Source organism: Propionivibrio limicola, from assembly GCF_009469695.1.
GTDB classification, from domain to species: Bacteria; Pseudomonadota; Gammaproteobacteria; order Burkholderiales; family Rhodocyclaceae; genus Propionivibrio; species Propionivibrio limicola.
Genome location: NZ_SSSR01000033.1, coordinates 1 through 14,005, shown reverse-complemented (window position 1 = coordinate 14,005; position 14,005 = coordinate 1). Strand labels below are relative to the sequence as shown.

The 14,005-nt window shown below is 63.7% G+C and carries 11 protein-coding genes; 5 read left to right on the top strand and 6 right to left on the bottom strand.

All coding sequences use genetic code 11. From position 1 onward, the window contains the following. Positions 1-219: 219 nt before the first annotated feature. Together GH659_RS15065 and GH659_RS14600 are read right to left on the bottom strand one after the other, a co-directional pair. Positions 220-1,479: an NYN domain-containing protein gene (locus GH659_RS15065; RefSeq protein ID WP_153112171.1), complete on the bottom strand. Its 1,260-nt coding sequence runs from the start codon at positions 1,477-1,479 to the stop codon at positions 220-222. 65 nt (positions 1,480-1,544) lie between these two features. Beyond that, entirely contained in the window at positions 1,545-2,177 is a 633-nt protein-coding gene (locus GH659_RS14600; RefSeq protein WP_153112170.1) for a TetR family transcriptional regulator, read from the bottom strand. Between the two features lie 149 nt (positions 2,178-2,326). Here GH659_RS14600 and GH659_RS14595 point away from each other — a divergent pair, with 149 nt between their 5' ends. From GH659_RS14595 to GH659_RS14585, 3 genes are read left to right on the top strand one after another with little or no spacing between them, the layout of a single operon-like run. Beyond that, the gene (locus GH659_RS14595; protein WP_153112169.1) at positions 2,327-3,547 is read left to right on the top strand and encodes an efflux RND transporter periplasmic adaptor subunit; all 1,221 of its coding nucleotides are present in this window, start codon (positions 2,327-2,329) and stop codon (positions 3,545-3,547) included. Between the two features lie 3 nt (positions 3,548-3,550). Further along, entirely contained in the window at positions 3,551-6,751 is a 3,201-nt protein-coding gene (locus tag GH659_RS14590) for an efflux RND transporter permease subunit (protein WP_153112168.1), read from the top strand. Next, entirely contained in the window at positions 6,744-8,288 is a 1,545-nt protein-coding gene (locus GH659_RS14585; protein ID WP_170285903.1) for an efflux transporter outer membrane subunit, read from the top strand. Before GH659_RS14590 ends, GH659_RS14585 begins: the two co-directional genes overlap by 8 nt. Before the next feature lie 364 nt (positions 8,289-8,652). Here the strand turns inward: GH659_RS14585 and infA are convergent, their stop codons facing one another. After that, entirely contained in the window at positions 8,653-8,910 is a 258-nt protein-coding gene (gene infA / locus GH659_RS14580; RefSeq protein ID WP_153112166.1) for a translation initiation factor IF-1, read from the bottom strand. Between the two features lie 101 nt (positions 8,911-9,011). Further along, positions 9,012-9,215: a cold-shock protein gene (locus GH659_RS14575; protein WP_153112165.1), complete on the bottom strand. Its 204-nt coding sequence runs from the start codon at positions 9,213-9,215 to the stop codon at positions 9,012-9,014. 274 nt (positions 9,216-9,489) lie between these two features. Between GH659_RS14575 and GH659_RS14570 the strand changes: the two genes are divergently transcribed. Further along, entirely contained in the window at positions 9,490-10,542 is a 1,053-nt protein-coding gene (locus tag GH659_RS14570; RefSeq protein ID WP_153112164.1) for an RNA methyltransferase, read from the top strand. A gap of 102 nt (positions 10,543-10,644) precedes the next feature. On the opposite strand, the gene GH659_RS14565 is transcribed toward GH659_RS14570, so the two are convergent. Together GH659_RS14565 and GH659_RS14560 are read right to left on the bottom strand one after the other, a co-directional pair. Continuing rightward, a complete protein-coding gene (locus tag GH659_RS14565; RefSeq protein ID WP_153112163.1) occupies positions 10,645-11,199 on the bottom strand; it encodes a flavodoxin family protein in 555 nt (184 codons plus the stop codon). A gap of 35 nt (positions 11,200-11,234) precedes the next feature. Further along, positions 11,235-11,909 carry a hypothetical protein gene (locus GH659_RS14560; protein ID WP_153112162.1) on the bottom strand — a complete coding sequence of 225 codons (675 nt, stop codon included), beginning with the start codon at positions 11,907-11,909 and terminating at the stop codon, positions 11,235-11,237. A gap of 267 nt (positions 11,910-12,176) precedes the next feature. Here GH659_RS14560 and GH659_RS14555 point away from each other — a divergent pair, with 267 nt between their 5' ends. Further along, positions 12,177-13,946, top strand: a complete 1,770-nt coding sequence (locus GH659_RS14555; protein WP_153112161.1) for a DUF2339 domain-containing protein — start codon at positions 12,177-12,179, stop codon at positions 13,944-13,946. Positions 13,947-14,005 lie beyond the last annotated feature (59 nt).

Below are 14,005 nucleotides of genomic sequence, written 5' to 3'. Positions count from 1 at the left end.
GCCATCGTAGCGTCGGCGGCATGCGCGCCTCGATCTACAACGCGATGCCGGTTGAAGGCGTGCAGAAGCTGGTCGAGTACATGAAGGAATTCGAGAAAACGCACGGATAACACCCGCGTCGCGCCGGCCGCTCAACGCCATCAACAAAAAGGCGCAGTAGAAGGACTTCCCTCTACCGCGCCTTTGTCTTTGCGGACAGCACAGACGAGACCGTCGCACTCAGCCAGCGGTAGTGTCGGTGGCTGCCGTATCCTTGTTTCCTGCCTGGGTTTCCGCCTTGTTTTCCCCGTTGCCGTCCTTTTTCGCAACGGCGGCCTTCCGCGGACGACGCGGCCGCGCCGGCTTTTTCTTTTCCGCCTTGAGCCCCTCCCGGGGCGCCGCCTCCGCTGGCTCATTTTCTTGCGCCGATGCCACCGCGTCGGCAGCAGACGCCGGCTCCGGTTCTGCTGGCGGCACCTCCATCACGGGGGGTGGAGGCTCAACCTGCACAGGCGGCGCTTCGGCCTCACGCCCCGCCTTCGCGGCCGACTTGCCACGACCACGACTGCGGCGTTTGGCCGGTGCCTCCAGCGGCGTGGCGGCCCCTTGCGGCACGGGTTCGCCACTCGCTTCCGGCACCTTGGTTTCCTGCGGTTCGGCAGGTGGCAACTCGACAACCGATTCCATGATCTCGGCCGCCGACGCTTGAGTGCGCGAGACGTAGGCGCCCGATTTTTCATCGCGTCCGACTTCGAACAAGCCGCGCGCCTGCGCCTCATCGAGCAAATTGCCGAAGCTGCGGAAGCCGTAATAGCCCTCGTTGAAGCCGGGCTTGCGCCGCTTGATGGCGTCCTTGAGCATCGACGCCCAGATCTTGCCCGTTTCGCCACGCTCGACAACGAGCGCTTCAAAGGTCTGCACGGCCAGTTCAACCGCCTCGGCCTTGCGTCTTTCCAGTTCTTCCGGCGCCAGGCGGGGCACCACCGCCGCTCGCGGATCGCGGCGGGCGACGCTCCGCTGGCTCTCGCGCACCAGATCGTCGTAATAGATGAATTCATCGCAGTTGGCGATCAAAAGGTCGGAGGTCGACTGTTTGACACCGACACCGATCACGTACTTGGCGTTTTCGCGCAACTTGGAAACGAGCGGCGAAAAATCGGAGTCGCCGCTGACGATGACAAAAGTATTGACGTGCGACTTGGTGTAGCAAAGATCGAGGGCATCGACGACCATGCGGATATCGGCAGAATTCTTGCCCGACAGGCGCACATGCGGAATTTCGATCAGCTCGAAATTGGCCTCGTGCATCGTCGATTTGAAGCCCTTGTAGCGATCCCAGTCGCAATAGGCTTTCTTGACCACGATGCTGCCCTTGAGCAACAACCGCTCGAGGATGGGCTTGATGTCGAATTTTTCGTACTTCGCATCACGCACGCCGAGCGCGACGTTCTCGAAGTCGCAGAACATCGCCATGATGACGGTTTCGGGAGCGGCGGCCATGGAATCTCTCCGGGGTTGGTGGGGTTGATCAAGGCGGAGAAGTATACCCCGGCGTTGGTCGCCGTTCAGGCGCCTTTCGCGGCCGGCACCGCCAGTCCGGCGAGATAGGTCTCGATGATGGCCGGGCCGAAGCTGTCGAGCGGAAACAGCGTGTGGTCGAGCGTCCAGTTCAGCACCAGCCCGTCCACCAGCACCATCAGGCCGACAGCCGCCTGACGCGCATCGAGCGTCTCTGGCAGAAAGCCGCGTTCGGCCGCCAGCCGGAACGCCTCCTCGCTGATCGCCAGATAGCGGTTACCGCATTCGAGATGGGTATCGCGAATCGTCGCCATTTCCCCGACGTACTCGCACTTGTGCCAGGAAATCTCGAGCAGACGAAAATAGCGCGGGTCATTGACCACGCGTTCAAGAAAGTGGAACGACAGTTTGCGCAGCAGATCGACCGGATTCTCGTGGCTATCGGCCTGCAATTCCGCCAGTTTTTCTTCCATCAGGCCGAACACGCGCTGCGTCATCGCATCGAAGAGATCCGCTTTGTCCGCAAAATGCCAGTAAATCGCGCCGCGCGTCACGCCCGCCGCCGCCGCGATCTCGGCGAGCGACGTGCGGCTGACGCCGTGTTCCTGGAACACGATTTCGGCCGCATCGAGAATCGCGTTGCGCGTCTCGAGCGCTTCCTCTTTGGTTTTCCGGGCCATGAAACTTCTTTCCAATCTGCCTTTCCATAAGTCCTTTTATTCTAGCCCATATTTACATACATACATGAACGTATGTAGAATCCGAAATTCTTCCAAAATATTTCATCCCCACCGACGCCGCGCACTCTGCGCCACTCTGGAGAGCTCCCATGCCGCGTACCGCTGCCCGCCCATACAAGCCAAACCTCGCAACGGCACACTTCCGGTTGCCCCGCATCCTCGCCCGCCGTGCGACGGGAACCGTCGCCGCCGTCACCATCGCCGCGGCGCTGCTGCTGACCGCCTGTGGCAAGCCGCCCGGCGACGGCGCAAACGCGCACGGTCCGGTACCGGTGTCGGTCGTCACGGCACAGGAGGAAACGCTGCCGGTCATGCTCGAATACGCCGCACAAACGCTTGGCTCGCGCGAGGTTGAGGTACGCGCCCGGGTCACCGGCATCCTGCAGAAGCGCAACTACATCGAAGGCGCCAAAGTTAACGCCGGGCAATCCCTGTTCACCATTGATCCGGCCCCCTTCGCCGCCGCCGTCGCGCGCTCCGAAGCCGACGTCGCCGCCGCCGAAGCGCGATCCGTGCAGGCCGAGCGCGACGCCGCCCGCCTCACCCCATTGATCGAGGCCAAGGCCATCAGCCAGAAGGATTACGACGACGCGCTCTCGGCCAAAGCCATCACCGCCGCCGACCTGCAAGCCGCCAAGGCGCGTCTGCGCGAAGCGAAGCTGAATCTCGAATGGACGCGCGTCGAAGCACCGATTGCCGGCGCCACCAGCCGGGCACTCAAATCGGAAGGCTCGCTCGTCTCCGGCCCGGATGTGCTGCTCACCTCGGTGACGCAAACCGATCCGATCCAGGTCATCTTCGGCATTCCCGACAACGAACGCCTGAAGCTGCGCCAGGACGCCGATGCCAAACGCGTCGTCTGGCCGAAGGACGGGCGCTTCAAGGTCACCGTCAAACTGGCCGACGGTACCGAATACGGCAAGAGCGGCTTCACCGACTTCTCCGACGTGCGCGTTTCGCGCGACACCGGCACCAGCGAAGCGCGCGCCGAACTGCCGAATCCCGACAACCTGCTGCAGCCTGGGCAGTTCGTGCGCGTACAGCTCTCCGGCGCCGCGCGCGTCGGCGTCTTCCGCGTGCCGCAGCGCGCCGTTCTCGAAGGCCCGCAGGGCAAATTCGTCTTCGTCGTCGGCAAGGAGAACAAGGCCGAAATCCGGCCGGTCGAGGCCGGCGAGTGGACGGGCGGCGACGTGGTCATCAGCAAGGGCTTGAGCTCCGGAGACCAGGTCATCGTCGACGGCGTCCTCAAGCTCGGGCCCGGCGCACCGGTGCAAGTAGCGCCCGCCGCCAACGCCAAGCAAGGAGGCTGAGCGATGTTCTCCCGCTTCTTCATCGACCGGCCGATCTTCGCGATGGTGATCTCGATCTTCATCATGATCGCCGGCCTCGCCTCGATCGGCAGCCTGCCGATTGCGCAATACCCCGAAATCGCGCCGCCACAGGTGATGGTCGCCGCCACCTACCCCGGCGCCTCGGCCGAGGTGCTGGAAAAAACCGTCGCCGCGCCGCTGGAAACGCAGATCAACGGCGTCGAAGGCATGATCTACATGAATTCGACCTCGGCTTCGAACGGTCGCGTCGAAATCAACGTCACCTTCGAGATCGGCACCGACATCGACCAGGCGGTAATCAACGTCAATAACCGCGTCAAGCAGGCCGAAGCGCGCCTGCCCATGGAAGTGCGCCGGCAGGGCATCCAGGTCGAAAAGAATTCCAGCTCCTTCCTGCAGGTGCTGGCCTTCTCGTCGCCCGATGGCCGCTACGACGATCTCTACACCAGCAATTACGTGACACTGAACGTGCTCGATGTCCTGAAGCGCGTGCCCGGCACCACCAACGTGCAGATCTTCGGCGCCAAGGACTACTCGATGCGCGTCTGGCTCAAGCCCGACCGGCTGGCGCAGCTGAAGCTGGCTACATCGGACATCGTGCGCGCCATCGTCGAACAGAACAACCAGTACGCCGTCGGCCGCATCGGCCAGCCGCCGACCACCGCCGGCCAGGAGATGTCGCTCACCATCAACACTCAGGGGCGCCTCGCCGACGTCGCCGAATTCGAGAAGATCATCGTGCGCGCCGGCGCCGACGGTTCGATCCTGCGCCTGAAGGACGTGGCGCGCATCGAACTCGGCTCGAAGGATTACGACTTCATCGGTCGCCACAATAGCCAGCCGGCCACACTGGTCGGCATCTTCCTCAAGCCCGGCGCCAACGCGCTCGACACCGCCAAGGAAGTCAAGAAAACGCTGAACGAACTGTCCACCCGCTTTCCGGACGGCCTGACCTACAGCATTCCGTTCGACACGACCGACTTCGTGCAGGTCTCGATCCGCGAGGTCATCAAAACCCTCGGCGAGGCGATGGTGCTGGTCTTCGTCGTCGTCTATCTGTTCCTGCAAAACTGGCGGGCGACGCTGATCCCGACGCTGGCCGTACCGGTGTCGCTGATCGGCACCTTCGCCGGCCTGCTGATGCTCGGCTACTCGATCAACACGCTGACGCTGTTCGGCATGGTGCTGGCGATCGGTATCGTCGTCGATGACGCCATCGTCGTACTCGAGAACGTCGAACGCATCATGCACGAGGAGCAAATCCCGGCGAAAGCGGCGGCCATTCAGGCGATGCGCGAAGTCACCGGGCCGGTGATCGCCATCGTGCTCGTGCTCTGCGCGGTGTTCGTGCCGATCGCCTTCCTCGGCGGGCTGACCGGCGAGCTGTACCGCCAGTTCGCGGTGACCATCGCCATCGCCGTGGTCATTTCCGGCATCGTCGCGCTGACGCTGACGCCATCGCTGTGCGTATTGATCCTCAAGCACGAGCACAAGGCCAGCAATCGTTTCTTTGCGGCATTCAACGACTGGTTCACGCGCCTCACCGGCCGCTACACCGCCGGCGTTGCCTGGCTGATCCGGCGCGGCGCGCTCGGCGCGCTGCTCTTCGGCGGCATGGTCGTGATCACCGCCGGGCTGTGGAAAGCCACACCCGGCAGCCTCGTCCCCGACGAGGATCAGGGCTACTACATCAGCGCCGTCTATCTGCCGGACGGCGCCTCGCTGGAGCGCACCGACCGCATCGTCAAGGAAGTCGACGGGATCATCCGCAGCAACCCGAACGTCGCCCACACCATCGTCTTTACCGGCTTCGACTTCATCGGCGGCAGCTTCAAGAACAACGCCGCGACCTTCTTCGTCACGCTCAAGCACTGGGACGAACGCACGGTACCGGCCAACGCGCTGGTCGGTGAACTGTTCGCCAAGACGGCGCACATCAAGGAAGCGCTGGTGCTCGCCTTCGGCCCGCCGGCCATTTTCGGCATGGGCAACTCGGGCGGTTTCGAGTTCTACCTGCAGAACCGCGGCGAAGGCGGCGCCAAGAAGCTCGGCGAAGTCAGCCAGCAATTCATCGGCAAGCTGCAGCAGGACAAGAACTTCGCCATGGTCTCCTCGCTCTGGCGCTCGAACGTGCCGCAACTCGACGTCGACGTCGACCGTGAAAAAGCGAAAACGCTCGGCGTGCCGATCGACAGCCTGTTCGATACGCTCGGCGCCACGCTCGGCACCTACTACGTCAATGACTTCAACAAGTACGGTCGCACCTGGCAGGTGCTGCTGTCGGCCGAACCAAAGTTCCGCAGCAGCCCGGGCGAGATCGGCGGCATCTACGTGCGCTCCGAACGCGGCCAGATGGTGCCGCTCTCGGCACTCGCGCAGATTCGCCAGACGACCGGGCCGGAAACGCTGGAGCGCTTCAACAACCTGCCATCGGTGAAGATCATCGGCTCCGGCGCTCCGGGGATCTCGTCCGGCCAGGTCATCGCCGAAGTCGAGCGCATCGCCCGCGAGACGCTGCCCTCCGATTTCGGCTTCGACTGGGGCGGCGCCTCATTCCAGGAGAAGAAATCGAGCGGCTCGTCGAGCTATGCGCTGATTCTCGGCGCGCTGATGGTTTTCCTGATCCTCGCCGCCCAGTACGAACGCTGGTCGCTGCCATTGGCCGTGCTGCTCGCTCTGCCCTTCGGCACCTTCGGCGCGCTGGCGGCGGTCTGGCTGCGCGGCATGAGCAACGACGTCTATTTCCAGATCGGCCTCGTCACCCTGCTCGGCCTGGCGGCGAAAAACGCCATCCTGATCGTCGAATACGCGGTTTACAAGCACGGTGAAGGCATGACCGCGGCGGCCGCCGCGATCGAGGCGGCGCGCCTGCGTTTCCGCCCGATCCTGATGACCTCGCTGGCCTTCATCCTCGGCGTGCTGCCGCTGGCCATTTCGCACGGCGCCGGCGCCGGCGCGCGCACGGCGGTCGGCACCGGCGTCATGGGCGGCATGCTGGCGGCGACCTTTCTCGCCGTCTTCTTCGTGCCGCTGTTCTACCGCCTGATCTCCGACCGCCGATTGCACGATGAACGCAGCACCGATGATCTGTTCGCGGAAATCCGGCAGACGCACGCCAAAGCGCATGAAAAACTCATCAAGCGCGCCGAGCGCGACGAACGCGCAGGAGAAGAAGATGAATAATTACCGCCATTCCCACGCCCGCAACCGTCTGGCTGCCCTGCTCGGTGCCGCCTTCCTGGCCGGCTGCGCCGTCGGCCCCGACTATGAACGCCCCGCTTTCCAGTTGCCCGAACGCTGGTCGCCGGCCAAGCAGGAAAACGCCGCGACAGCACTACGCCCGGCCGATTCGGCCGGCGAACGCTGGTGGTCGCTTTTCGCCGACCCGGTACTCGATGCACTGATCGCCGAGGCGCTCGTCCACAACGCCGATGCCAAGATCGCCGCCGCCCGCGTGCTGGAAGCCCGCGCGCTCTCGAACCTGGCCGACACCAGCCGCTACCCGACGGTCTCGGCCGGCTTCAATGCCAATCGCACCAAGAGCTCCGAACTCGGCACCTATCCGCTCGGCACGATGCCGCGCATCCAGAACGACCACGTTGCAACGCTCGACGTCAGCTACGAACTCGATCTCTGGGGCAAGTACCGGCGCGCCAGCGAAGCCGCGCGCGCCGACCTCTTCGCCGCCGAGTCGGCGCGCGAGTCCGTCCGTCTGTCGCTGACGGCGCAGGTCGCGCAGCAGTATTTCACCCTCATCGCCGCCGATGGCCAGGTCGCAATTGCCAAACGCACGCTCGCCTCGCGCAGCGAAACACTGGCCCTGTTCACCAAGCGCTTCGCGGCCGGCACGCTCTCCGAATACGCCTTGCACCAGCAAGTTGCAGAACATGCGGCGACGCGCTCACAGCTGGCCACCCTGCAACAAGCACACGACCGCGCCGAAAGCGCGCTGACCATCCTGCTCGGCCGCTCGCCGCGCGAGGTCATGGAACGCACCATCGAACGCGGTAAGCCAGCGGCCGTCGCCGATCTCATCGTCCCGGCCGGACTGCCCTCAGAGCTGCTGTTGCGCCGCCCGGACCTGCGCGAAGCCGAACAGCAATTGGTCGCGGCCAACGCACGGATTGGCAATGCCCGCGCCGAGTATTTCCCATCACTCGGCCTGACCGGCTATCTCGGCAGCGAAAGCACTTCGTTCTCGGAACTGTTCTCCGGCCCTGCCAGCACGTTCAACTTCGCCGCCAACATCACGCAGCCAATCTGGAACGCCGGGCGCATCGACGCCAATGTCGAAGCGGCCGAAGCACGCCGTGATCAGGCGCTGGCCCAGTACCAGCGGGCCGTCGCCAACGCTTTCAAGGACGTGCGCGACGCGCTGGCCGCGCAGGCCGCCGCCAGCGAAACACTGGACGCCGAAACAACGCGCGCCGCCGCGCTTGAAAAAGCACTCCGCCAGGCCAAGCTGCAATTCGACGCCGGCATCGCCAGCCGCCTCGACGTCCTCGACGTCGAACGCAACCTCCTCTCGGCCGAACTCGCCCGCATCGACAGCGAGCGCGCCCGCAAGGCCGCGCTGGCCGACATTTTCAAGGCGCTCGGTGGGGGATGGTCGGAAACGGGAGTAAAAGCATCGGCGAAGCCCCACAGCGACTCGTCCCTGACGAAGGCTGACGGAGCATCGATTTTGTCGCTGCAAACGGGGCTTGCGAAAGAAAAGTGAGGGGAGCAGGAGAAAAGGGGAAACACGAATTTCGCCATTCGTGAGGGGGCTTTCGCCCCCAATCGCCTGATTCAACTATTTGAAGCACTGGCGAACCGCCATGCGCGGTTCGTCGTTCGCAGGCTTCCGGTGGGATGTTGATATGTCAGCGCGGGGTAATTGGGAAGCGCGCCAGACTTGACGGAGAAAGGCCTGCCAATTCTCCAACGACTTGATTGACGCCGCGGCCGAGAAGCCACCAGGCGTTGCCATACGGCAGAACACAGATACCCGAGTCAGCGCAAAGCTTGTGAGCGACTGCTCGTTGTTTTTCTAATTCCATATTTACTTTATAAACTCGACAACCACCGAACCAACGACCCGATCAATATCGTCGGGGTCTTGGGGCGGAAGGTGTACGAGATTCGAGGTGCCTAAAATTAATGCGACCCTTGCTAAGGTCGTAGGGTGAAACTTCGACGGTGACCTTGTCGCCGGCGATGATGCGGATGTGGTGTTTGCGCATTTTGCCAGCGGTGTAAGCGACCAACGTATGCCCATTCTCCAACGTCACGAGGAAACGGGAGTCGGGCATGACTTCAGCCACTACGCCCTGCATCTCAAGAAGTTCTTCTTTGGCCATTTCTTTGCCTTTCCGAAAAAACAAAAAGGCCTGGCAAACGCCAAGCCTTTGCAGAAAGCCGGGGCGCGAAACACCCCGTCTTGATCGTGTGCAGCGGTGTATCAGGCAGGATTGATGTTGCCGGCTTGCAGACCCTTCGGGCCGGTCGTCACGTCGAACGTGACCTTCTGACCTTCCTTCAAGGTTTTGAAGCCATTGCCCTGGATCGCGGAAAAATGCGCGAAGAGATCTTCACCGCCTTGGTCCGGCGTAATGAAACCAAAACCTTTAGCGTCGTTAAACCACTTGACTGTACCTGTTGCCATATCTTGAATCTCCAAAAATTGATGGGGCCAAGCCCCAGGAATGGGCGAAAATCAAGACGGCGAGGTGAATGGAAAAGCTGCGCCGCGGAACCGCGGTCGAGAGACCAACAAACAACACTACTTGAAGAACGCGGGGCGGACTATGCGCCTTATTCGGATCAATAGCAAATCTTTTTTATACCTCGATACCATTCACGTTTGGTTTTGCGCCTTGTTTCGTGCAATCGCCCGTGGCGCTCTTTTTCAATGCGACTGGTGCTAGCATTCGCGTCCCATGCGAATCGAACAACTCCTTGAACAATTGCGGCAACTCGGCGCGAAGCCGGGGCATGTGCAGCGTATTTTGCGGGCCTGGGTGCAGGCGCGGGATCTTTCAAGCGGCGGCCGGCGGCAGCGGGCCGAGGATTGTCTGCCGCTGGCGGTACGCGAGGCGTTGCCGCGGCTGGCCGCCGAGCTGGCGGGGCTGGCGCGAGTGCGCTCGGAACATCCGGGGGGCGACGGTTCGGCGCGTCTGCTCGTCGAACTGGCCGACGGACAGACGGTGGAGAGCGTGCTTTTGCCGCGCGACGGCGTCTGCGTATCGACGCAGGTCGGCTGTGCTGTCGGCTGTGCGTTCTGCATGACCGGCCAAGGCGGGCTGTTGCGGCAGCTGGGCAGCGCCGAGATCGTGGCGCAGGTGGTGCTGGCGCGGCAGCGGCGGCCGGTGAAGAAGGTCGTTTTCATGGGCATGGGCGAGCCGTCGCACAATCTCGACAACGTGCTCGCAGCAATCGATCTGCTGGGCACCGAAGGCGGCATCGGGCACAAGAATCTGGTGTTTTCGACGGTCGGCGACCGCCGCGTCTTCGAACGGCTGCCGCGAGAGCGGGTGAAGCCGGCGCTGGCCGTTTCGTTGCACACGACTGACCCCGACCTCCGCGCCCGCCTTCTGCCACGCGCGTCGCGCCTCGATCCGTCCGAACTCGTCGAGCTGGCCGAAATCTATGCGCGGGCGATCGGTTATCCGATCCAGTATCAATGGACGCTGCTCGATGGCGTCAATGATTCGGAGGCGGAAATGGAGCGGTTGATCAGGCTGCTTTCCGGCAAATACGCGATGATGAACTTCATTCCGTTCAACGCCGTGGAGGGCGCCGCTTTCGCGCGCCCGGCGTGGGAAAAGGCCGAGGCGCTCGTCGCCCACCTGCGCCGGGAGGGGATCATCGCCTGCCTGCGCGACTCGGCCGGGCAGGATGTGGATGGCGGCTGCGGCCAGCTGCGGGCGCGGGCAGTCAGGTCAGAGCGTCGGGATCCACGTTTCCGGCTCGAGGGTGAATCCGCCGAGTAAGTTGGCGCGCAGGTTGCGGCGGCGCATCAGTTTTGTCTGGACGGCGGGCGGCAAGTCGGTCAGGGTGACGACGTTCCTGACGGTTCGCTTTTCGTCGCTTGACTAACCTTTGTAGCGCGCGGCAATCTCGGCGACGCGCTGGCCGAACAGGCGGGCCGTTTCGAGGTCGCCGGGCAGCATCTCGTCGGGGCTGCAGTCGGAGGGCGACTGGGCCATAGCGCCGCAGAATGAGCCGAGGTAGTTGACGTCGTCGCGCTGCGCCGCCTTGGTGTTGCTCGGCATCATGCCGGAACTGATCCAGAGGCCACCATGTTGCATGGCGAGCGTGAACAGGTAGTGCAGCGTCGAGAGCTTGTCGCCGTTCATCGAGGCGCTGTTGGTAAAGCCGGCGAACAGCTTGTCCTTCCAGTGCAGGCTGAACCACGGCTTGGAGGAGGCGTCAGCGAATTTCTTGAACTGCCAGCTGACGCCGCCCATGTAGGTCGGCGTGCCGAAGATGATGGCATCGGCGGCTTTCAGCGCCTCCCAGCCGCCTTCCGGCAGGTTGCCTTCGGCGTCGATGGCGAGCCGCGTCGCGCCGGCGCCGTTGGCCACGGCTTCGGCCATGCGCTGGGTGTGGCCGTAACCGGAGTGATAGACGACGATAACGTTGGCCATTTTCCCCTCCTTGGGTGATGAGACAACGCACCAGTCTAGTTGGTCGCGAAGCAATAGAACAGGCCGCCGCCACCGGTGCGACGCAAGGCGTCCGGGCTGCAGCCGACGGACGGGTGCGAGTGGTTCCAGGATTTGGCCGGCGGCTTTTCGTCCAGCCCCCTGCGGTCGTGATGGCCGACCTGCGCCGAGCCGTCGCCGCTCTTCGTCCAGTTGCCGCAAGTGGTGTCGAGGTTGCCCGGGAAGGCCATCCCTTGCGAATCCGAGCCGGTGAGGATGTCGTGCAGGTTCGGCATGTCACCGCGGCCGTTCACGATTTCGCCCTTTTCGGTCAGCGCGGTCTGCTTGGTGATGGCGTTGTCCGAATGCAGTTCATCGACGTTGCGGGCGATCAGCACGCCCTTGGCGTTGTGCCATGGACCTTTGCCGATGCGGCCGCGTGCGTTGGTGGCTGGTTCTGTGGCGGTGGCGCCGGTGCTCAGATAGGCGCGCCAAGTGCGCTGGCCGGCACCGACGGCGGCGGCCAGCGCCTGGCAATGCTTGTCGGCGCCCGCCAGACCGCCCAGGTCGCCGCCTTTGCCGGGATTGCTGCTGGTGACGAAGAAACTCATTTTCTTGTGCGGCATGGCCTGTTCGGCACTGACCGTGCCGATGGCTGTCACGGAAAGGGCGGCAATGGCCGCGGCGATCGATAGCCGGGTGCGTGCGTTCATGATGAACCTCCTGAGGGAGAGGATGTGGAGAAGCGCTTTCTTGCCGGACGATGCTCCGGGCGGAGGTAAGGACAGAGGCAGACGTTATGTAGACAGCGCCCACCGGAAGCGGGTTCCGTCTGTCAGGCGTGGTGCTGGTGGCGGCTTATCGGTTTATTGCTTATTCATAGACTGGAACCCAGAATACGGAATAGCCGGGCGCACGCCGGATGGGGATTGCGGCGTCCTCCATTTTCCGCCGATTTTTAACCTTCTGGGGCCGTTGCCATGATTTCCCTGCTGATGATCCTGCTCGTCGTCTCCGTTTTTTCCATCGTGCTGCTTAGCGAGAGTTCGGCCGATGACCGTTCGGGCTTCCGGCCGCTGGGGTTGCTGCGCTGGCTGCTGTCCGGCAACTGGCCGGCCAAGGTCGGCGCAGGGCTGCTGATCATCGGCGTCGGGGCGTTGTTGCGCTATGCGTTCGCCCACATCGACGTGCCGCCCGAGGTGAAGATCGGCTGCGGCGCCGGGCTGGCGGCCGTGCTTGGATTTGCCTCGATGGCGCTGCGCCATCGGCCGGAGCGGCGCGCGGTACATCTCGCGCTGGGCGGCGCGGCGTTCGGTGTGGCGTATCTGACGGCGTATAGCGCGTACGGTTTTTTTAACTACATCACCGACGTGAACGCGCTGGCGCTACTGGCCTTGGTGGCCTTGGCGACGGGGATTTTCGCGGTGGGCAGCAATGCGCTGTCGGTGGCCGTGCTGGCCATGGTCGGCGCCTATCTCGCGCCCCGATTCGCGCTCGGAACGCCCGGCGTGTTGCCGGTGTATGGCTACTATCTGGCAGCGAGTCTGCTTAGTCTGTACATGGTCATCGTGCGCGGCTGGCGGCCGCTCATCCACCTGAGCTTCTTGTTCACGCTCGCCGGCGGACTGTTTTTCGGCTGGAGCGGTCGCTTCTATGAGCCGGTACATTACGGCCTGATGCAGCCGCTGCTGCTGGCGCTGACGGCGGTGCATCTGGCGATGCCGCTGCTGGAAAAGAAGGCCATGCGCGGCGGCCTGCAGGCGCGTTTCGATGCAGCTTATGCGGTTATTTTGCCGTTCGTCGCGGCGGTGCTGACACTCAAGATCGCGCCGGGCTGGAGCACAGACGGCGCGATCGGTCTGGCCGCTCTGGCGCTGATCTGGGCTGTTGCCGCCATCGTCCTGCGTCTGCTCGACAACCCCGAAATGTCACGCCACGAAACGATCGCCGTGCTGCTCGCGCTGGCGTCCGGTTTCCTCTACGTCGAGGATCTGCCGTGGCTACTCGTCGGGCTGGGGACGTCGGTAGCCGTGCTGCTGGCCGCGCCCCGCCTCGGCTGGTCGCGCAATGTGGAGGTGCTGGCCTGTGCGCTGGCGCTGCTGTGCGGCACATTCCACATCATCGGCTCCATCTTTCAGCCAGCGCCGGTGCGGGCATTTGCCAGCGAGCTTTTCGCGCACCGGGCCATTGCCAGTGCGTTGATGCTGATCGGCGGGACGGTCGGCCAGCGGCGTGCTGTCGCGCTGTCCGGCGTGCTGGGCATGCTCGGCGGCGGCTGGGCGCTGTTGTCGCTGCTCGCCGAACTGCTGCGGCTCGACATCGACTACTTGCCGGCGCTGGTTTATGGCGCGCTACTGATGACAATGGCGGTGAGCGTTGTGGCTGGCGAGGCGGGGCGCCGTTTTCCGGTCGCCGGCGGGGTGTTGATCTTCGGCCTCGTCGTGCTCGGTTGGTGGGGGCCGCATACGGCGCCCGTGCCACTGGTCTACGCCTACCTCGCGCTGACGCCGTTGATGCTGCTTGGCATGGCGTGGGGCGGGCGGGATTCGCGCTTGCCGGTCAAATACGAGACAGACGGGCGCCGCGATTTTTCCCCGGCGATGGCGATCGGTTTGCTGCCTTTTGCGATCCTGCCGTGGGCGACGACGGCGGCCGAATTGTCCGGCGTGCGCTCGAACTTCTTCGCAGCGACGCTGGCCGTGGCCGGGGCTGTCACCAGCGGTTGTAAATTGACACAGGCCAGCGATTGAAAGTTGATACACCGAACTGAGAAGATCGGCGGTTTTTGAGGCGCCGGTGATCACGAACG